The organism is Kutzneria sp. 744, from assembly GCF_000568255.1.
In the GTDB taxonomy this organism is placed as follows: Bacteria; Actinomycetota; Actinomycetes; order Mycobacteriales; family Pseudonocardiaceae; genus Kutzneria.
The window spans coordinates 2927704-2945490 of record NZ_KK037166.1; the positions used below are offsets into that span (position 1 = coordinate 2927704).

Consider the following 17787-nt stretch of genomic DNA (forward strand, 5'->3'; position numbering starts at 1 on the left):
GCAGTCACTACGCAGGGGGCAACCGAACGGGTCAGCCGAACATCAGACGACGGGCCCGCAGCCCGGGGTGGGTGAACACGGCGAACACGTCACGGATCCCTGGCGCCTCACCGGTGATCGGCGTGCGCTGCGGGCCCGAGCCCGGCGGCACGGCCAGCACCCCGATCAGCGGGCCCTTCGGGTCGTCCAGGTGCAGCCCGACGTACAGCGGCACCCGCGTCGGATTCTCCGCATCCAGGCTCCACGTCCGACAGCCGGTCACGTCGCAGCCGCGGAACGCCAGCCATGACCGCTGCCCCGTCGCCTCCATCGCCGGGCCGTCGACCAGCACCATGCCGGCGGCCTCGTCGGCCCTGGTGCACATCAGCGACGCGCCGGCGAGCCGCCGGATCGGGATCTCCTGGCCGACGGTGTCGAACCGGACCGCGTGGCCGCCGACCAGGACCTCGTGCTCGGCGGTCTCCAGCACCCAGTCCTGGCTGGCGACGTCGAAGAACGACACGTCGTCGGCGGTCAGCGTGAAGGCGACGGTTCGCGAAGTCCTTGCCGGCACGGCGATCCGCGTGAAGTGCCGGAGCTGCCGCCGGGGTTGGCGCACGCGCGAGGTCAGTTGGCGGGTGTAGAGCTGCACGACCTCGTCGCTGTCGCGGAAGCCCTTGTTGTGCACGCGGATCGTCACGGTGATCCGCCCGTCGGCACGGAGTTGTCGGGCGCTGAGCACCGGAGGGTCGTAGCGGAAGGTGGTGTAGCTCAGGCCGTGGCCGAAGGGGAACAGCGGTTCCGCGCAGTGGTACAGGTAGGTGTCGAAGCCGGTGTCCGTTGCGCGGTACCAGGTCTGCGGCAGGCGGCCGGCCGGGGATCGTTCTCCGAACAGCACCTCCGTCACGGCGACATCGGTCTTGCTGCCGGGAGCGCTCCAGAGGATGCCGCCGATGTTGGCCTCGGCCCAGTCCAGCGCGTACGGATGACTGCTCAACACCGCCAACACCGTGTTGGGGTTCGCCGCCCGCACCGCTCGCAGGGTCCGCTCCTGCTGCGCCGGCAGCAACAGGTTCTCGCGGTCGCGGCGGTCCTCGGCGTCATTGCCGACCACCACCAGCGCCACATCGGCCGCGGCCGCCGCCTCGGCCGCGAGCGTGGCGCCGTCGGCGACGGGTTCCCAGAGCATGGTCTTCAGCACGACCGTTTGTCCATTTCGGACGTATCGGAGCGCGACCGTGCCGTCGTTCGCCGGCCGGAGGTCGACCACTTGGCGGCAGGGTCCGTTGCTCAGCTCGAACACGTGCCGAGACCACTCTATGGCGTCGAAGACGTCGTTGCCGCCGCTCGGCTGACCCAACCGGAGCTCGCCGCCGACGGCCACCAGGCAGCGGCGGCCGTCGGCCTCGCGCAGCCGCACGCGGTCGTTGCCGCCGGTCAATGTGACGGTGCCGCCGGCAGCGGTGACGACCTGGCGCACCGCGGCCGACAGGCCGCACGAACCGCCCGGATGCACCACGGCGACCCGCATCCCGGGGCCGACCAGCAGCGGCAGCAGGCCGTCGTTGCGCAGCAGCACCACGGCTTCGCGGGCGACGGCCAGATCCAGCCCGCCGTGATCCTCACCCGAGGACACGCCCACCCGCCCGAACACGGCGGCCATCCGCGCGGTCGCCGCCACGATCTCCGCGTCGAGGCCTTCTGCCGCCACGAGTTCGTCCAAGACTTGGCCGTCGCCGACGAAGCCGTCCGCACCGGCCCTCATCGCCGGCACGACCGGGCCGCCGGTGGTGAGCACCGGCGCGCGGCCGTCGCTCCACGGCCGAACGCCCTCCTCGATCAGCATCCGGACCACCATCGGCGAGTCGTCGAAAAGATGTCGTGGCAGCACCAGGCCCTGCGCGCCGCCGATCTCGAAGACCGCGCGGTAGACCGGCAGTTCCTGCTCGTGCAGCGCCCGCGCGCTGAAGCCGTGGCGACGGCCACAGCACGCCTGCTCGTCGAGATCGGTGATCACCGGCGTGCACGCGCCGCTCATGCCGAACAGGTGCGCGGCCGCCAATCGGGCCGCGAGCAGCGGGTCTTCGGCGTAGCCGAGCTCGTTTCGGCCCAGCCGGGGATCCCGCAGTGTCTGGTCCAGTTGGACGCCGACGACCTCGCCCGCGTGCCGGTCGCCGAAGGCCGTGCCGACCCGGCGGGCCAGCTCGGGGTTCCAGGTCGCGCCCAGCCGCAGCGGCCGGGCCTCGGGCGTGGGCATCGGAATCGGCGGCCGGACCAGGTCGTGCGCAGCCATGGGCACCCTCGCGTAACCGAGCGACCATCGGCTCCGAAGTCGCGGGAGCTCACCCAATCATTCCGACCCCAGCCGGTCAAGCATGATCGCCCGCGTTGGTCTGTACCATTTTCCTTTGCCTCGCAGCATGTTCAGCGCTTTCGACAGTTTCGAGTCGGCCGACCTTGCGTTTGCGTGAAACGTCAACTAACTTCTGGCCGTGGCCACCATCCACGACGTCGCGCGGGCCGCCGGTGTGGCGCCGAGCACGGTGTCCTATGTGATCAGCGGCAGGCGGACGGTGTCCGCCGCGACTCGAAGACGGGTGCAGCAACAGATCCGACTGCTCGGCTACCGACCCCGCGCCAGCGGTCTCCTCGAACGCAGCGATCTACTCGCGTTACTGGCCCCGCAGCGGCCCGGGATCGAGGCGCCGACGGCCATGCGCTTCACCGCCGCCGCCACGGCCGCCGCGCGATCGCACGGCCTGGACCTGTTGCTACTGACCAAGGACGGCGATCCCGGCGAACTACGCGAGGCGGTCGTCGGCTCGCTCGCCGACGGCCTGATCGCCCTCGACGTGACCGCCGCCGACAACCGCGTGCCGATGCTCACCGCGCTTGATCGGCCGACAGTTCTGGTCGGCGTGCCGGACCACCCCAACGCGATCACCTGCCTGGACCTCGACTTCGCGGCGGCTGCCGCGTTGTGCGTCGAGCATCTGGCCGAGCTCGGGCATCGCCGCGTCGGGCTCGTCGGACCCCCACCTGCCGTGCACGAACGTGGGGTCAGTCACGCCGCCCGGTTCCGGCAAGGGTTTCTCGACTCCGCCGAGCGCCACGGGGTGCTCGGTGTCTTCCGGGCCTGCGGCGACAACATCCAGTCGTGCCTGGACGGTCTGCTCGATGCCGGCGTGACCGCCCTGGTGATCCAGAACGAGGTCGCCCTGACGCCGCTGATGAACGAACTCGGGCAACGGGGACTTGTTGTGCCGCAGGATGTCTCGGTGATCGCCGTCGGGCCGCACGGCGGCGATCCCTGCACACTCACCACCGTCGAGGTCCCGGCCGCACTGCTGGGGGAGCTCGCCGTCGAAATGGTCGTCGATCAGCTGGACGGCTCCTCCCCCGCCGGGATCCGCCTGCTGCCTCCCCGCCTGGCCGTGCGCGCCAGCACCTCGCGACCGTCCAATCGAGACTGATCCGTCGAATCTGTCGAATACCGGTGATTCGTGAACCGAGTGGCTCTTGGTCCTCGTAAACGAGATCGGGACGTGGCAGACGGGACAGGAGTTTGGTCATGAGGATCAGTTACGCGGCGGTTCCGCGAAAGTTTCGAGTCGCCGCGGTGGTGCTCGGGGCCACCGCAGTGCTCGGCGGGGCGGCGGTCGTGGCCACCCACAGCGGCACGGCCAACGCCGCCGCCGCCGCGCCGACCGTGGTCTGCCCGTCGGTGCGGGACAAGCTGCCGGCCGTGCCGGCGGCGTCCCAGGCCGAGGTGACGCGGAACCTGACTCTGCTCGACACCCAGATCGCCGAGGCGAACCGGCGCCTGGTCACCTCGCAGGGGCAGGGCGGACCGAACTTCATCAACAACGCCATTCTCGGGCCGTTGAAGGACAAGCGGGTGTCGACCATCGACCGCATCGCCATCTCCATCGGCCGGCACGCGGCCAAGCCCGCCGGGCTCGACGCCCTCGCGCCGTGCAGCCTGAGCACCGGCGCCGCCGCACCGGGCACGGTCTCCGTCTCGGTGCCGACCTCGACTTCGGCTTCGACTTCGGCTTCGGCGGCGGGCGTGCCGACCGTCAACTGCCCGTCGGTCGAGGGCAAGCTGCCGGCCGTGCCCGCCGCCGCCCAGGCCGGCGTCACCGCCGAGCTGGCCAACCTGGCGAAGGAGATCGGCGAGGCCGACAACCGGCTCATCACCTCTCAGGGCCAGGGCGGTCCCAACTTCATCAACAACGCCATTCTCGGACCGTTGAAGGACAAGCGGATCGCCGTGCTGGACCGCATCGCCATCGACATCGGCCGCGTCACCGGCAGCAAGCCCGCAGGCCTGGCCGCGCTGGCCCCCTGCACGCTCAACGGATGATCCGCCAGGACACGTAGACGCAGACGGCCAACGCCGGCGTGGTGAGCACCGTGCCGGCGATGGCCAGCGCCACGACCTGGTCGGAGAGATACAAGGCCGGCGCAGGTGGGATCATGGCTATCCGGTCATTCCGGCGGATCGCCCGGCAGCACGGTCGCGGCCCGCTGGCCGAGGACGGCGCAGCGCAGGTCGACATCCTGGTCGAGGATCGGCGCTTGTCCTAACAGGACCGATCCGACGGCGACGAGGAAGACCCGGGTGACGGCGTCGCTGCCCTTCTTGGTCTGCGGGGATTGGTAGAGCAGGTAGCGGGCGGCCTGCCAGGCCGCCAGCGACCGCTCGGCGACGAGGAGGGTCAGCGCGGCGGAGAACAGCCTCGCCCGCGCGGAATCCTCGGCGGAGACGGCGTAACAGGGGTCGCCGCCGATCTCGATCTGAGAGACGTCACGGCCACGGCCGGCCAGGCGGGCAACCAGGGCGGCGCTGATGCGCGCGGCCTCGGCCCCGCGGACAAGGCGGTTGCCGGTCAGCACGGTGCCGTCGGGGAGGGTGACAGCGTTGACCAACACGTCACCATCGTTGTGCTCACGGGAAAAGCGGTCGTGCACGGCCCGGCCGTAACGGAGCATGATCCGAGAGGCCGGGGTTTCGTTGCCGCCACGGAAGGTCTGAGTCTCAGGATCCCAGGTGGCGCCGTGGCGGAGGCGGCCGAGGTAGCCGAGGCGGTCGTAGTTCGGGCCGCCGTCCTCAAGCGAGGTCACAAAACGAGAGGCGTCGAGGGCCAACCCCTGCCCGATGCGGGCGGGTGCGCGCAGAGCGAGATCGTGCCGCCAGCGAATGAGATCGGCGTGGACGGCCCGCAGGTCGGCGACGTCAAAGCCGTCGGCCAACCGCTTGCGCGCGGCCTCGGCCGCCGCGGCCTGCTCGCCGCCGAACGCCCGGACCCGTTGCAGCTGAACGGGATCGCCGGAGCGTAGGGAGAGATCGGGAGTCGGGAAGCTGTCGGCGGTGATCACGCTTGGTCCAATCGGCCGCGAACCCGCTCGGCGTCGGCCCCGCGCTGCTGGTTCTCGTACAGGGCCAGGGCCGCCTCCCAGGATCGCCGCGCCCGGGCGGCATCCCCGAGCAGCGACCGGCATTCGGCCAACCGGTCGAGAGTCTCGGCCAGGTGGTAGGCGTGCCGGCCGTCGAACAGCGCCAGGGCCCGCTCGTAGTGTCCGACGGCCAGATCGACGTGGCCGGCCCGCTGCTCGATGTGCCCCAGACCGTCCGACGCGGTCGCCTCACCGTCGACGTTTCCGTTGCGCCGATACAGATCCAGTGCAGCGAGGCACGCTGTCCGAGCATCGTCCACATGGCCCAGCTCCGCCTCGTACCGGCCCTGGAGTTCCAGCGCGTCGGCGATGTCCAGAGCCGCGTCGACGTCCCGATAGGCCGCCTTGGCCAGGGTCACGTGCTCCAATGCCCGCGACGTGTCTCCGGCCTCACGCCAGGCCCGGGCCAGCGACCGGTGCGCGTGTCCCTCGCCCAAACGGTCGCCGATGCCTTGATACAGAGCCAAAGCCTCCCCCAACAGTGTCAGCGCGTCCGCGACGGCCCCCGTCCGGACGAGGGCGGACCCTAACAGCCGGCGCGCCAGGGCCGCCGACGAATCGTCCAAACGGTCACGCAGCGCCACCCGCCACGTGCCGGCCTGGTCCCGTACAAGCCCCTGCTGCCAGTGGAAGCTGTGCATCACCCAGGCCAGCCGCCAGGCATCGACGAACCGTCCCCGCTCGGCCACGAACCGCTGCAACGCCAGCAGGCAGCCATGTTCGGCCTCGCACCACGCCAGGGCCGCCGCCCGATCCTCGAAGCGGGCCTCCGACGTGACGCCGATGGGCACCCGCCGTGGATCGAGCACCCGATCGGCGGCATACCCGGTCCGCACGTAGTAGCCGACGAACCGGTCGAGGGCATCCTCGACATCGTCCAACTGGGACAGGGCGTACAGCCGGACCAGGTCGTGCAGCTGCCATCGGCCCGGCACATGCTCGTGCACAAGGGAAACCCGTTCCAGGGCACGAAGAACCGTCAGCACACCCGGCCGATCCGTCAGACAGGCAATGGCCGCGATGCCCGCATCGGCGCCGGGAATCAGCCCCAACAGGGCGAAGACCGCGGCCTCCTCCACCGAAAGAGCCTGGTACGACCACGAAAGCACCGTCTCCAGCTCGTCCAGCGCCGGCAGCCGGCTGGCCCGGAGCTCGCGGGCGAACACCTCGATGGGGAACTCCAGGCGATCGGCCACACGGCCGGCCGCGATCCCCAGCGCCAACGGCAGCCCCGCGCAGTCGGCGACCAGGCTGCGCACCGCCGCCGGCTCGGCGTCCAGGCGCGACCGCCCCAACCGTCGCTCGAACAGGTCGACACTTTCGTCGTCGGTCAGCTCCCGGAGCCGGACCCGCACCGAGGCGTCCAGGGTTCGAAGCTGGTTCCGGCTGGTCACCAGGGCCGCGCAGCCCGGGGTCGCCGGCAGGGCCGCCCGCACGTGCTCGGCGTCCCGCACGTTGTCGAACACGATCAGCATCCGCTTGCCGGCGACCAGGCTGCGAAACCTTCCGACCTGGGCCTCGAAATCCACCGGCACGGCCGCTGGCGGCACTCCGAGCGCGTCCAGCACGCAGCGCAGCACCGCCGCCGGCGGCAGGAACTGCCCGGCCGGCGCGATGCCCCGCAGGTCGACGAAGACCTGGCCGTCCGGGAACAGATCGAGGTTGCGGTGGGCCCAGTGCAGCGCCAGCCACGTCTTGCCGATGCCGCCGGCCCCGACGATCACCGCCAGCACCGGCCCGTCCGCGGACACCGCGGCGTCCAATAGGGCCAGTTCCGCGGCACGGGCCGTGAACCACCGCGGCGCGGGTGGCAGCTGCCGGGGCACCGGGGCGTCCGGCTGGCTGAAGACGATGTCGCCGTTGACCACGCCGGCCAGCACGAACGGCGCCGACGGCGAGCCCGTCACCTCGTTGTGCGCGCCCCCTCTGTCCACGGCCCGAATCTACCGCGTTGCATGATCATGCATCGGGATGTATATTTCCGAACGTGTCCAAGGTGCTCACTTCCCTCCCTGTCGGCGAACGTGTCGGGATCGCCTTCTCCGGCGGCCTCGACACCTCGGTAGCGGTCGCGTGGATGCGCGAGAAGGGTGCCGTCCCGTGCACCTACACCGCTGACATCGGCCAGTACGACGAGCCCGACATCTCGTCGGTGCCCGCCCGTGCCCACCAGTACGGCGCCGAGATCGCCCGAGCCGTCGACTGCAAGGCCGCCCTGGTCGAGGAGGGGCTGGCCGCGCTGTCGTGCGGCGCGTTCCACATCCGATCCGGCGGCCGGGCCTACTTCAACACCACGCCGCTGGGCCGCGCCGTCACCGGCACCCTGCTGGTGCGGGCCATGCTGGAGGACGACGTCCAGATCTGGGGCGACGGCTCCACCTTCAAGGGCAACGACATCGAGCGGTTCTACCGCTACGGCCTGCTGGCCAACCCGTCGCTGCGCATCTACAAGCCGTGGCTGGACGCCGACTTCGTCACCGAGCTCGGCGGCCGCAAGGAGATGTCCGAGTGGCTGGTCGCGCACGGCCTGCCCTACCGGGACAGCACCGAGAAGGCCTACTCCACCGACGCCAACATCTGGGGCGCCACCCACGAGGCCAAGTCCCTTGAGCACCTCGACACCGGCATCGAGATCGTCGACCCGATCATGGGCGTGCGGTTCTGGGACCCGGCCGTCGAGATCGCGCCCGAGGACGTGACGATCGGCTTCGAGCGGGGCCGGCCCGTCACGATCAACGGCAAGGAGTTCGGCACGCCCGTCGACCTCGTGCTGGAGGCCAACGCCATCGGCGGCCGGCACGGGCTGGGCATGTCCGACCAGATCGAGAACCGGATCATCGAGGCCAAGAGCCGCGGCATCTACGAGGCGCCCGGCATGGCCCTGCTGCACGCGGCCTACGAGCGGCTGGTCAACGCCATCCACAACGAGGACACGGTGGCCAGCTACCACAACGAGGGCCGTCGGCTGGGCCGGCTGATGTACGAGGGCCGCTGGCTGGACCCGCAGTCGCTGATGCTGCGAGAGTCGCTGCAGCGCTGGGTCGGCATGGCCATCACGGGCGAGGTGACGCTGCGGCTGCGGCGCGGCGAGGACTACTCCATCCTCGACACCACCGGCCCGTCCTTCAGCTACCACCCGGACAAGCTGTCCATGGAACGCACCGAGGACGCCGCGTTCGGCCCGGTGGACCGGATCGGCCAGCTCACCATGCGCAACCTGGACATCGCCGACTCCCGCGCCAAGCTGGAGCAGTACGCGGGCCTGGGCATGGTCGGCAACGCCCACCCCGTGCAGCTGCTCGGCGCGGCGCAGGCGGCGGCGACCGGCCTGATCGGGGCCATGCCCGAAGGCGGCGCCGAGGCCATCGCGGCCCGCGGCGAGGCCTCCGCGCTGAGCGTGGCCGAGGAGGACGAGATGCTCGACCTCGCGGCCATGGAATCCGGCACCGACTGAGCATTCTCCCCCGGACGCCGGGAAGGCCTGCTGGCCTTCCCGGCGTTTTCGTCTACAGGGCTTGCAGGATCAGTTTGGCCACGGCATCGGGGCGCACCACGAAGGACAGGTGCCCGGTCGGCAGTTCGCTCGTGACGGCATTCATCCGCTTCGCGACGAAGCGCTGCAATTCCGGCGCCGTAGTGCGGTCGGCGGTCGTGACGAGATAGCGGGACGGCTTTGTCCGCCAGGCCGCCGTTGTCGTGCGGCCGGCGAAGAGCGTCTGGGCAATTCGCCCCTGCACGGCGTAGAGGACGCGGGCGTCTTTTGTCGGCACCCCGTTGGCGAAGTCGGTGAGAAATGCCTGTTCCGTGAGACCGCCGAAGCCGTTGGTGAACACCAGGCCGGCATTCGCGGGCGGCGTCGGGAATCGGCCGGCCAGTGCCGCGTAGTCCTCACCCTCGGCCGGGGCGCGGGCCGACAGGTAGACGAGCTCGCTGACCAGCGGATGGTCGCCGGCCTGGGTGATGACCGAGCCGCCGTAGGAGTGGCCGACCAGCACGGTCGGGCCGCTCTGCCGGTCGAGGGCCCGTTTTGTGGCGGCGACGTCGTCGTCCAGCGAGGTCAGCGGATTCTGCACCGACGTGACGGTGACACCGGCCGCCTGGAGGATCGGAATCACCTTGGCCCAGCACGAGCCGTCGGCGTAGGCGCCGTGCACGAGAACCACGTTGCCTTTGGCCCTAGGTGTCGCATACGCGGTTCCGGTGCCCAGTGCGGCAACTGCGGTCCCCGTGGCCAGGAGCTTGGAGAAATGGCGTCGATCCATGGACCCGAAGGTACTCGGGGCCGCGCTCGGAGTTCTTACCAAATCATTTCGACTCCACCAGCGCGCAGAGAGCTTCGACACCCGAACCGCGGAGTTCCCTCAGTTGCAGGCGCGTGTCGGTTTCGACGACGCCGTAGTCGCGCGGCAGGGCCATGACCAGTTCGTCGAGTTCCGCCACGTCACGACAGGCGACGACCAGGGTGTAGTCCCAGCGGCCGGTGACGTGCGCCCCGGACAGCACCGCCGGCAGGTCGAGCAGGTGGTCTTCGAGCTCGGCGTGGTCGGGGCCGGGACGCAGGCGCACGTCGATGAACGCCCTGAGCGGGCGGCCGAGGGCGGCGAGGTTGATCTCGGCGTGGCAGCCGCCGATCACCCCCGCCTCGGTGAGCCGGCGCACGCGCTCGGCCGTGGCCGTCGGGCTCAGCCGCACCCGCGCGGCCAGGTCCCGGAAGCTCAGCCGGCCGTCCCGGACCAGCTCGCCGAGGATAATCCGGTCGATCGCGTCCATGGCTGGAGTATCCGCTACGAAATCGCGTTTTCACAGCGGGAGACGCCACCAAATCCGCCTTCACGGCCCGTAATGTCGGGTCCATGAGCGACGCCAGGCCCGCCAAGTCCGCCGGATACCTCGCCCGCACCCGCCCGGTGGTGCCGCCGATCTACCAGTCGGCCACCTTCTACCTGGACGACCTGGCGTACAAGGACATTCAGGAGGGCGGGCTGCGGGAGCACTGGTACAGCCGGTTCGCCAACCCCACCGTGGACGCCGCAGCCGCCGAGATCGCGGCGCTTGAGGGCGCCGAGGCCGCCCTGATGACCTCCTCCGGCATGGCGGCCATCGCCACCACGCTGCTCACCCTGCTGGCCAACGGCACCGCCGACCAGCCGGCCCACGACAAAGCCCAGGCCTCACCCGTTCTCGGCCGGCCCGGCCGGATCGTCGCCGCGCGGCAGGTCTATGGCGACACACGGGACCTGCTCGTCCGGGACCTGCCCGCGCTCGGCGTCGACGTCACCATGGTCGACGCCACCGACGTCGGCGCCTGGGCCGAGGCCATCGCCGACGCGCCGACCACCGTCGTCTACGCAGAGACCCTGTCCAACCCCCAGCTCGACCTCACCGACCTCCCCACCCTGGCCCGACTGTCCCACGCCGCCGGCGCGAAGCTGGTGGTGGACAACACCTTCGCCACCCCGTACACCGTCAATCCCTTGCGTCATGGGGCCGATGTCGTCGTGCACTCGGCGACCAAGTTCCTCAGCGGCCACTCCGACGTCATCGCCGGCGTGGTCGTCGCCGACGCCGCCACCGTGACCGAGGTGCAGAAGCGGGTCATCACCTTCGGCGGCTGCCTCGACCCGCATGCCGCTTTCCTTGTCTGGCGCGGCATTCAGACGTTCGATCTACGCCTCGAACGCTCCTGCGCCACCGCCGCCCGACTGGCATCCGCCCTCGCCGCCAACCCCGAGATCGTGTCCGTCCGCTACCCCACGGGTGACATCGCCGCTCGGGTCATGCGCCCCGACCGTCGCGGCGCCATGGTCGCCTTCACCGTGCGCGGCGGCGACACCCGCGCGCTGGCCGTGATGCGGCGCCTCACCGTCGCTTCCGAGGCCACCAGTCTCGGCGGCGTCGAGTCCTTGGTCAGCACGCCCTTCAACTCCTCCCACTTCTCCCTCACGCCGGAGGAGCGCGTCGCCGCCCGTATCGACGACGGCATGATCCGCCTCTCCTGCGGCATCGAGGACCCTTCCGCGCTGATCTCCGACCTGGAGCAGGCTCTGGCGGCTACCGTCTGACCGCATGTTGCCCAAAAATTGAACACTGCCGCGGCGTTGGCCGACTTCACCGGCACCACCCTGTACGTCGACCGCCGGACGCATCCCGAGCACGGGCTCGTTCACGTGCTCGGGTACCAGAACACCGCCGCCAACCTGGCCGTCGGTCCCAACGCCATGCTCCTGCACCTGCCGGCCGTCGGGATGTCGCCGGGCAACCTGGTGTCCGTCGGCCGGGACACCGACTTCCTCGACTGCATCGGCCGCACCTGCCAGCCCGTGGCCGCCGCCGGCGGCATCGCCTTCATGGACGCCGCCCCCGACGTCCAGGTGTTCGAGCACGACATCTACACCATGGTGCTCGCCGCCGACGCCACCCTGCTGCCTTCGGCCCTGCACCAGGTCGAGTCCCGCAAACGCCCTCGCCTCAACGACAATCTCCTGGCGTTCTACGCCGACTACTACCCCGACCACGCCCTGCTGTTGTGCCACAAGCTCCGCCAGCTCCTCCCCGCCGCCGTCATCGGCCAGCCCTTCCCCAACGGCGACTTCGCCATCACCCACGACGACCTGCTCGCCGGCGTCCCCGCCCGCATCCGCCACCTCAGCCCCGCCGGCTGAACAGGGGCATGGCTCACAATCTCGGTTCCGCTCCGACGGATTTGTCTCGTAAGGTCGGTGGCGTGCCTTCTCTTGTCACGCCAGCGTTGCCGGTGGGCACGCTCGCATCGCGGACGCAGCCGGAGATCCACGCGGAGGGGCTGGTCCTGCGGCCGTGGCGGGCGGAGGACCACGCGAGCGTAATGGCGGCGTACGCGGATCCGGGGATCCAGCGGTGGCATGCCCGGACGATGACCGACGACGAGGCCCGCGCCTACATCGAGAACTGGGAGCGGCGGTGGTGCCAGGAGTCGGGAGCGGGGTGGGCGGTCACCGAGGACGGGAAGGTGGCGGGCCAGGTCAGCCTACGGACGATCGACCTGCGTGAGGGTTTGGCGGAAGTGTCGTACTGGGTGCTGCCGGAGGCGAGGGGGCGTCGGACGGCGAAGCGGGCGCTGACCGCGATGTCGGGGTGGGCGTTCGGGGAGCTGGGCCTGCACCGGATCGAGGTGCTGCACTCGACGCGGAACGAGGCGTCCTGCCGGGTGGCGACGGCGGCGGGCTACGCCCTGGAGGGCACCAAGCGCAGCGAGGCCAAGCACGCGGACGGGTGGCACGACATGCACCTGCACGCCTGCGTCACATCAGATTGTCAAACTTTCAACTAAGCGGGAGAATGAGGCCACGGACGACCTCGGGAGGCTTCACGTGCCGCTGCGCAAGCTCGGTTTCCTGACCATCGGCCTGTTCGACGAGGCCGATCCGCGCCGGGGCCACGAGTCCACGCTGGAGATCATCCAGCTGGGCGAGCAGCTCGGCTTCGACAGCGCCTGGGTGCGCCACCGCCACCTCCAGTACGGCATCTCCTCGCCGGTGGCCTTCCTGGCCGCGGCGACCCAGCGGACCAGCCGCATCCAGCTGGGCACGGCGGTCATCCCGCTGGGCTGGGAGAACCCGCTGCGCCTGGCCGAGGACCTGGCCACGGTGGACGTCCTGTCCGGCGGCCGGCTCAATCCCGGCGTGAGCGTGGGCCCGCCGATGCACTACGACGACGTCAAGGACGCGCTCTACCCGGACACCCAGGACGTCGAGGACTTCAGCTACCAGCGGGTCCGCCGGCTGCTGGACTGCGTCCAGGGCGAGCAGGTGTCGACCTTCAGCGGCAACGAGGGCATCGAGCAGTTCTCGCCCCGGGTACAGCCGCACTCGCCGGGCCTGATCAACCGCATGTGGTACGGCGCGGGCAGCGCCCGCTCGGCCCGGTGGGCCGCCGAGAACGGCATGAACTTCCTGACCAGCAACGTGGTGGCGGCCACGGAGTCCAGCACCGACTTCGACGACATCCAGCTGGACCTGATCAAGACGTACCGCAAGCACAGTCCCGAGGGCCGCGTCTCGCACGGCTTTGTGGTCATCCCGACCGACGGCGCCAGCGCCGACCAGCGCGCCCGTTACGAGGAGTACGCGGCCAACCGGGCGACCCGCTTCGGCAAGCCGTTCGGGCCGAAGGGCCTGCTGTTCGCCCGGGACATCGTCGGCACCTCGGAGCAGATCGCCGAGCAGCTGCACGACAACGCGGCGTTCCGCGAGGTCGAGGAGGTGGCGTTCGCGCTGCCGTTCACCTTCGAGCACGCCGACTACGTGCAGATCCTCACGGATATGGCCACAGAACTCGGCCCCGCCCTCGGCTGGCGCGCCGGCTGATACGCTGGCTGGGAAGAACACCGCAGCAACAGGGAGTAACCGCCGTGATGGTGGTCGAGGACGACATCGAGGGCTGATACCGGCCCCGCGACAACGGTGTCCACGTGACGCCGCGCTCGGTCGTGCCCTCACACCTGTTCGTTTTCCGGGCGCCCACGCGCGCCCGTCTCGCGGTGGAGAAACTTCCATGCCGAAGATCGTCTGTTCCAACCTGTCCTTCTCCTGGCCGGACGGCACCCCGGTGTTCGACGACCTGTCATTCGCCGTCGGCGCCGGCCGGACGGCCCTGGTCGCGCCGAACGGGGCCGGCAAGAGCACGCTGCTCAAGCTCGTCGCCGGCGAGCTCGGCCCCCGCACGGGCACGATCACCGTGGACGGTGTGCTCGGCTACCTGCCCCAGACGCTGCCGCTGACCGGCGAGCCCACGGTGGCCGAGGTGCTGGAGATCGCCCCGATCGTCGCGGCAATCCGGGCGATCGAGGGCGGCGACGCCGGCGAGGAGCACTTCACGGCCGTCGGCAACGACTGGGACGTGGAGGAACGCGCCCGCGCCGAGCTGGACCGCCTCGGCCTCGGCGAGGTGGCGCTGGACCGTCGTCTCGGCACGCTCAGCGGCGGCCAGGTGATCGCCATCGGGCTGGCGGCGCAGCTGCTCAAGCAGCCGGACGTGCTGCTGCTCGACGAGCCGACCAACAACCTCGACCGGGACGGCCGGCAGCGGCTGCACACCGTGCTGCGGGACTGGAAGGGCTGCCTGCTGATGGTCAGCCACGACCGGGAGCTGCTCGACTTGGCCGACCGCGTGGCCGAGCTGGACCGGGGCGAGATCACCCTGCACGGCGGCTCGTTCAAGGAGTACCAGGCGGCGGTCAAGGCGGCCCGCGAGGTGGCGGAGAAGAACATCCGCAACGCCGAGCAGGACCTCAAGCGCGAGAAGCGCGAGATGCAGCAGGCCCGGGAGAAGGCGGCGCGGCGGGCCAGCGCCGGGGCGCGGTCCGGCAGCGACATCCCGCGCATCGCCCTCGGCCTGATCAAGCAGAAGGCCCAGTCGGCCACCGGCAAGGCCAACGACATGCACGGGCAGCGGGTGGAGAACGCCAAGGCCCGACTGGACGAGGCGGAGCGGTCGCTGCGGGACGACAAGACGATCTCCTTGTCGTTGCCCGACACCACCGTTCCCGCCGGCCGCACCGTGTTCCACGGCGAGCACCTGCGGGTGCGGGACCTGTTCGCCGGCGACGGCGTGAGCCTGTCGATCCGTGGGCCGGAGCGGATTGCGCTGCTCGGGGCCAACGGCGTCGGCAAGTCCACGCTGATGCGCATCGCCGCCGGTCTGGAGGAACCCTCACAGGGCGTGCTCACCCGGGCCGACGGCCGCGTGGCCTACCTCTCGCAGCGGCTGGACCTGCTGGATCCGGAGCTGTCCACCGCCGACAACCTGCGGGCGTTCGCCCCCAGCCTGCCCACCTCGGACATGATGAACCTGTTGGCGCGCTTCCTCTTCCGTGCCGAACGGTCCCAGCTGCCGGTGCGGGTGCTTTCCGGCGGCGAACGCCTGCGCGCCACCCTGCTGTGCGTGCTGTGCGCCGAGCCGGCGCCGCACCTGCTGCTGCTCGACGAGCCGACCAACAACCTCGATCTGGCCAGCGTCGAGCAGCTCACCGGGGCGTTGAACGCCTATCAGGGCGCGTTTGTCGTGGTCAGCCACGACGAACGCTTCCTGGCCGAGATCGGCATCACCCGCCGGCTTCGGCTGGCGGACGGTGCTCTGACGGAGATCTGAGGTCCTCCGGCCTGGGCACGCCGAGGCGGTCCATCTCCGCGACGACGACGCGGACGGCCGTCTCGGCGTCGCCCACCGCGAGCGGCTCGCCGTGCCAGCGGTCCCGGTCCACCGAGCACACCTTGAACACGCCATCGTCCTGCCTCGACCCCGACACCCATGGACCAGGCACCAAGAACTCGTCGACGGTCGGCCGGAACGACATCCAGCCCATCTGCACGAACGGGTACATGGTCCGCAGCCGGGGTTCGTTCATCGCCGCGGCGATGAATCCGGTGAGCCCGAAGGGGTCGTGCACCAGGGCTGACTGCCACGAGTACTCGATCCGGTCGCCCCGCTCATAGGCATCGGCGATGGCGACGAAGTCAGCGAATGGCCACGCGGCGGCGAACTCCCGCGGCGTGGCCCCGCTGAGCCAGGTCGCCGCCGAGTCGATGGCCACCATCAGGTCGGTTGCGCGGACTCGACGCAGGGATCTTTTTCCGACACCGTAGCTCGTCCAGAACGCCGACTTCTCCCGGTGCCAGAAGACCTCCACGGCCCGCCCGCCCCGGTTCAGGCGAACCTTGGGACCGCCCGGCATGTCCCACGTCTCGATCTCGCTCTCGGGGCAGGCGTGCTCCAGCGCGGCCCGCAGGCCGTCGACGTCGATCAGGTCGCTCACGCCGTCCCAAGGTAACCGTGTCGCGGCTCACCGCAAGTAAGTTGCTTACGCCATTAGACGGCGTCTGCAACTATTGTGTACGCTGGCTTCCGTACCGAGCAAGCATACGAAGGGCGTTCGCACCATGGCTCACCACCCCGTCGACCTGAGCAACGACGAGCTGCGCGACCTGCTGGACACGGCCCGCGGCGAGGCGGAGCGGACCGGCATCAAGGTCAGCGTCACCGTGCTCGACCGCGGCGGCCACCTGCTCGGCTTCGTGCGCGACCAGGACGCGCTTCTGATCTCCGGCGAGACCAGCACCCGCAAGGCCTACACCGCCGTCCAGCTGGACGCCGCGACCGCCGACGTGGTCGACGCGGTCAAGCCGGACGGCCCGTTCCACAGCCTGCCGACCGCCCTCGACCGGCCGCTGCTGTTCATCGCCGGCGGCGTGCCGCTGCGTCGTGACGGCGTCTTGGTCGGCGCCATCGGAGTCGGCGGCGGCGCCCCCGAGCAGGACCACAAGGTCGCCACCGCCGCGGCCGCTGGGCTCGCGCCGGCGAGCTGACGGCATCAGGCTGGACTCTCACCTTCAGAACAGGAGATCCCCTCACATGCGCCTCGACCTCACCGGCAAGGTCGCCCTCGTCACCGGCTCCACCCAGGGCATCGGCCAGGCCATCGCGGCCGGACTGGCCCGGGCCGGCGCCACCGTCGCCGTCAACGGGCGCAAGGCCGACGGCGTCGCCGCCACCATCGAATCCCTGGCCGGCCAGGGCGAGTTCGTCGCGGCGCCCGGCGACGTCTCCACCGACGAGGGCGCCGCCCAGGTGCTCGCCGCCGTGCCGCACGTGGACGTGCTGGTGAACAACCTCGGCATCTTCGGCGCGGAGTCGCCGCTGGAGATCAGCGACGACGAGTGGCGGCGCTACTTCGAGGTCAACGTGCTGTCCGCGGTGCGGCTGACCCGCGCCTACCTGCCCGGCATGACCGAGCGGGGCTGGGGCCGGGTCCAGTACATCGCCAGCGACTCGGCGATCGCCACGCCGGCCGAGATGATCCACTACGGCATGACCAAGACCTCGCTGCTGGCCGTGTCCCGCGGCTTCGCCAAGTTCGCCGCCGGCACCGGCGTCACCGTCAACTCGGTGATCGCCGGCCCCACCCACACCGGCGGCGTCGAGGACTTCGTCTACCAGCTCGTGGACAAGGACCTGCCGTGGGAGCAGGCCCAGCGCCAGTTCATGCGCGAGCACCGGCCGCAGTCCTTGTTGCAGCGGCTGATCGAGCCCGAGGAGATCGCCAACATGGTCGTCTACCTCGCCTCTCCGCTGTCCTCGGCCACCACCGGCGGCGCCCTGCGGGTCGACGGCGGCTACGTAGACGCGATCCTGCCGTAGTCGCCCCGTACAGCGTCCTTCGGCAGATTCCTTGCCAGGTAAGGCATTGCCGCCACGGCGACCGTGGCTGCCAGCAGCGCCACCAGCCACGGCAGCCACGGTCCCAGCGCGAACAGCGCCACCACCGCCGGCGCGAGCACCCCGGCCGCCGTGAAGGCGTACTGGAACGCCGCC

17 protein-coding genes and 1 pseudogene are annotated in these 17787 nt (G+C 70.5%); 10 read left to right on the forward strand and 8 right to left on the reverse strand.

Going from position 1 to position 17787, the window contains the following annotated elements; translation table 11 throughout:
* Positions 1–31: 31 nt before the first annotated feature.
* Complete coding sequence (locus tag KUTG_RS12950) at positions 32–2272, reverse strand: glycoside hydrolase family 3 C-terminal domain-containing protein (protein WP_043717051.1); 2241 nt, start codon at positions 2270–2272, stop codon at positions 32–34.
* Between the two features lie 199 nt (positions 2273–2471).
* Between KUTG_RS12950 and KUTG_RS12955 the strand changes: the two genes are divergently transcribed.
* Together KUTG_RS12955 and KUTG_RS12960 are read left to right on the forward strand one after the other, a co-directional pair.
* Positions 2472–3452 carry a LacI family DNA-binding transcriptional regulator gene (locus KUTG_RS12955; RefSeq protein ID WP_043717053.1) on the forward strand — a complete coding sequence of 327 codons (981 nt, stop codon included), beginning with the start codon at positions 2472–2474 and terminating at the stop codon, positions 3450–3452.
* A 98-nt stretch (positions 3453–3550) separates the two neighbouring features.
* A complete protein-coding gene (locus KUTG_RS12960) occupies positions 3551–4345 on the forward strand; it encodes a hypothetical protein (protein WP_043717054.1) in 795 nt (264 codons plus the stop codon).
* On the opposite strand, the gene KUTG_RS65195 is transcribed toward KUTG_RS12960, so the two are convergent.
* The 3 genes from KUTG_RS65195 to KUTG_RS12970 are packed head-to-tail and all read right to left on the reverse strand — an operon-like array spanning position 4335 to position 7373.
* Complete coding sequence (locus tag KUTG_RS65195; RefSeq protein WP_255360871.1) at positions 4335–4460, reverse strand: hypothetical protein; 126 nt, start codon at positions 4458–4460, stop codon at positions 4335–4337. The two genes, KUTG_RS12960 and KUTG_RS65195, sit on opposite strands and share 11 nt — an antisense overlap.
* 10 nt (positions 4461–4470) lie before the next feature.
* On the reverse strand, positions 4471–5361 hold the full coding sequence (locus KUTG_RS12965; protein ID WP_043717055.1) for a hypothetical protein: 891 nt from the start codon (positions 5359–5361) through the stop codon (positions 4471–4473).
* A complete protein-coding gene (locus KUTG_RS12970) occupies positions 5358–7373 on the reverse strand; it encodes an ATP-binding protein (RefSeq protein WP_052394407.1) in 2016 nt (671 codons plus the stop codon). Before KUTG_RS12970 ends, KUTG_RS12965 begins: the two co-directional genes overlap by 4 nt.
* A 53-nt stretch (positions 7374–7426) precedes the next feature.
* Between KUTG_RS12970 and argG the strand changes: the two genes are divergently transcribed.
* Positions 7427–8893 carry an argininosuccinate synthase gene (argG, locus tag KUTG_RS12975; protein ID WP_043717056.1) on the forward strand — a complete coding sequence of 489 codons (1467 nt, stop codon included), beginning with the start codon at positions 7427–7429 and terminating at the stop codon, positions 8891–8893.
* Between the two features lie 52 nt (positions 8894–8945).
* Here argG and KUTG_RS12980 read toward each other — a convergent pair whose 3' ends face one another.
* Positions 8946–9701 (reverse strand): alpha/beta hydrolase, encoded by a 756-nt coding sequence (locus KUTG_RS12980; RefSeq protein WP_043717057.1) that lies wholly within the window; start codon positions 9699–9701, stop codon positions 8946–8948.
* 43 nt (positions 9702–9744) lie between these two features.
* Complete coding sequence (locus KUTG_RS12985) at positions 9745–10209, reverse strand: Lrp/AsnC family transcriptional regulator (RefSeq protein ID WP_052394408.1); 465 nt, start codon at positions 10207–10209, stop codon at positions 9745–9747.
* An 83-nt stretch (positions 10210–10292) separates the two neighbouring features.
* On the opposite strand from KUTG_RS12985, the gene KUTG_RS12990 reads away from it, so the two are divergent.
* From KUTG_RS12990 to KUTG_RS13010, 5 genes are all read left to right on the forward strand, one after another.
* Positions 10293–11501, forward strand: a complete 1209-nt coding sequence (locus tag KUTG_RS12990) for a trans-sulfuration enzyme family protein (RefSeq protein WP_052394409.1) — start codon at positions 10293–10295, stop codon at positions 11499–11501.
* Between the two features lie 18 nt (positions 11502–11519).
* Entirely contained in the window at positions 11520–12101 is a 582-nt protein-coding gene (locus KUTG_RS12995) for a hypothetical protein (protein WP_063753513.1), read from the forward strand.
* Between the two features lie 62 nt (positions 12102–12163).
* A complete protein-coding gene (locus KUTG_RS13000) occupies positions 12164–12748 on the forward strand; it encodes a GNAT family N-acetyltransferase (RefSeq protein ID WP_043717059.1) in 585 nt (194 codons plus the stop codon).
* 40 nt (positions 12749–12788) lie between these two features.
* Positions 12789–13784: an LLM class flavin-dependent oxidoreductase gene (locus KUTG_RS13005; protein WP_052394411.1), complete on the forward strand. Its 996-nt coding sequence runs from the start codon at positions 12789–12791 to the stop codon at positions 13782–13784.
* 187 nt (positions 13785–13971) lie between these two features.
* The gene (locus tag KUTG_RS13010) at positions 13972–15567 is read left to right on the forward strand and encodes an ABC-F family ATP-binding cassette domain-containing protein (RefSeq protein ID WP_043717060.1); all 1596 of its coding nucleotides are present in this window, start codon (positions 13972–13974) and stop codon (positions 15565–15567) included.
* On the opposite strand, the gene KUTG_RS13015 is transcribed toward KUTG_RS13010, so the two are convergent.
* Positions 15521–16231 carry a DUF6193 family natural product biosynthesis protein gene (locus tag KUTG_RS13015; RefSeq protein WP_043717061.1) on the reverse strand — a complete coding sequence of 237 codons (711 nt, stop codon included), beginning with the start codon at positions 16229–16231 and terminating at the stop codon, positions 15521–15523. The two genes, KUTG_RS13010 and KUTG_RS13015, sit on opposite strands and share 47 nt — an antisense overlap.
* Before the next feature lie 124 nt (positions 16232–16355).
* Here KUTG_RS13015 and KUTG_RS13020 point away from each other — a divergent pair, with 124 nt between their 5' ends.
* Both KUTG_RS13020 and KUTG_RS13025 read left to right on the forward strand, forming a co-directional pair.
* Positions 16356–16781 carry a GlcG/HbpS family heme-binding protein gene (locus tag KUTG_RS13020; protein WP_052394412.1) on the forward strand — a complete coding sequence of 142 codons (426 nt, stop codon included), beginning with the start codon at positions 16356–16358 and terminating at the stop codon, positions 16779–16781.
* Between the two features lie 46 nt (positions 16782–16827).
* The gene (locus KUTG_RS13025) at positions 16828–17613 is read left to right on the forward strand and encodes an SDR family NAD(P)-dependent oxidoreductase (protein WP_043717063.1); all 786 of its coding nucleotides are present in this window, start codon (positions 16828–16830) and stop codon (positions 17611–17613) included.
* Here KUTG_RS13025 and KUTG_RS61170 read toward each other — a convergent pair.
* Positions 17589–17787, reverse strand: a pseudogene (locus KUTG_RS61170) (MFS transporter); the annotation flags it as partial. The gene KUTG_RS13025 and the pseudogene KUTG_RS61170 sit on opposite strands and share 25 nt — an antisense overlap.

Bases quoted from the DNA above. Each gene is read 5' to 3' on its own strand.
- KUTG_RS12950 (WP_043717051.1), bottom strand. From the start codon at position 2,272: ATGGCTGCGCACGACCTGGTCCGGCCGCCGATTCCGATGCCCACGCCC.
- KUTG_RS12960 (WP_043717054.1), top strand. From the start codon at position 3,551: ATGAGGATCAGTTACGCGGCGGTTCCGCGAAAGTTTCGAGTCGCCGCG.
- KUTG_RS65195 (WP_255360871.1), bottom strand. From the start codon at position 4,460: ATGATCCCACCTGCGCCGGCCTTGTATCTCTCCGACCAGGTCGTGGCG.
- KUTG_RS12980 (WP_043717057.1), bottom strand. From the start codon at position 9,701: ATGGATCGACGCCATTTCTCCAAGCTCCTGGCCACGGGGACCGCAGTT.
- KUTG_RS12985 (WP_052394408.1), bottom strand. From the start codon at position 10,209: ATGGACGCGATCGACCGGATTATCCTCGGCGAGCTGGTCCGGGACGGC.
- KUTG_RS12990 (WP_052394409.1), top strand. From the start codon at position 10,293: ATGAGCGACGCCAGGCCCGCCAAGTCCGCCGGATACCTCGCCCGCACC.
- KUTG_RS13010 (WP_043717060.1), top strand. From the start codon at position 13,972: ATGCCGAAGATCGTCTGTTCCAACCTGTCCTTCTCCTGGCCGGACGGC.
- KUTG_RS13020 (WP_052394412.1), top strand. From the start codon at position 16,356: ATGGCTCACCACCCCGTCGACCTGAGCAACGACGAGCTGCGCGACCTG.
- KUTG_RS13025 (WP_043717063.1), top strand. From the start codon at position 16,828: ATGCGCCTCGACCTCACCGGCAAGGTCGCCCTCGTCACCGGCTCCACC.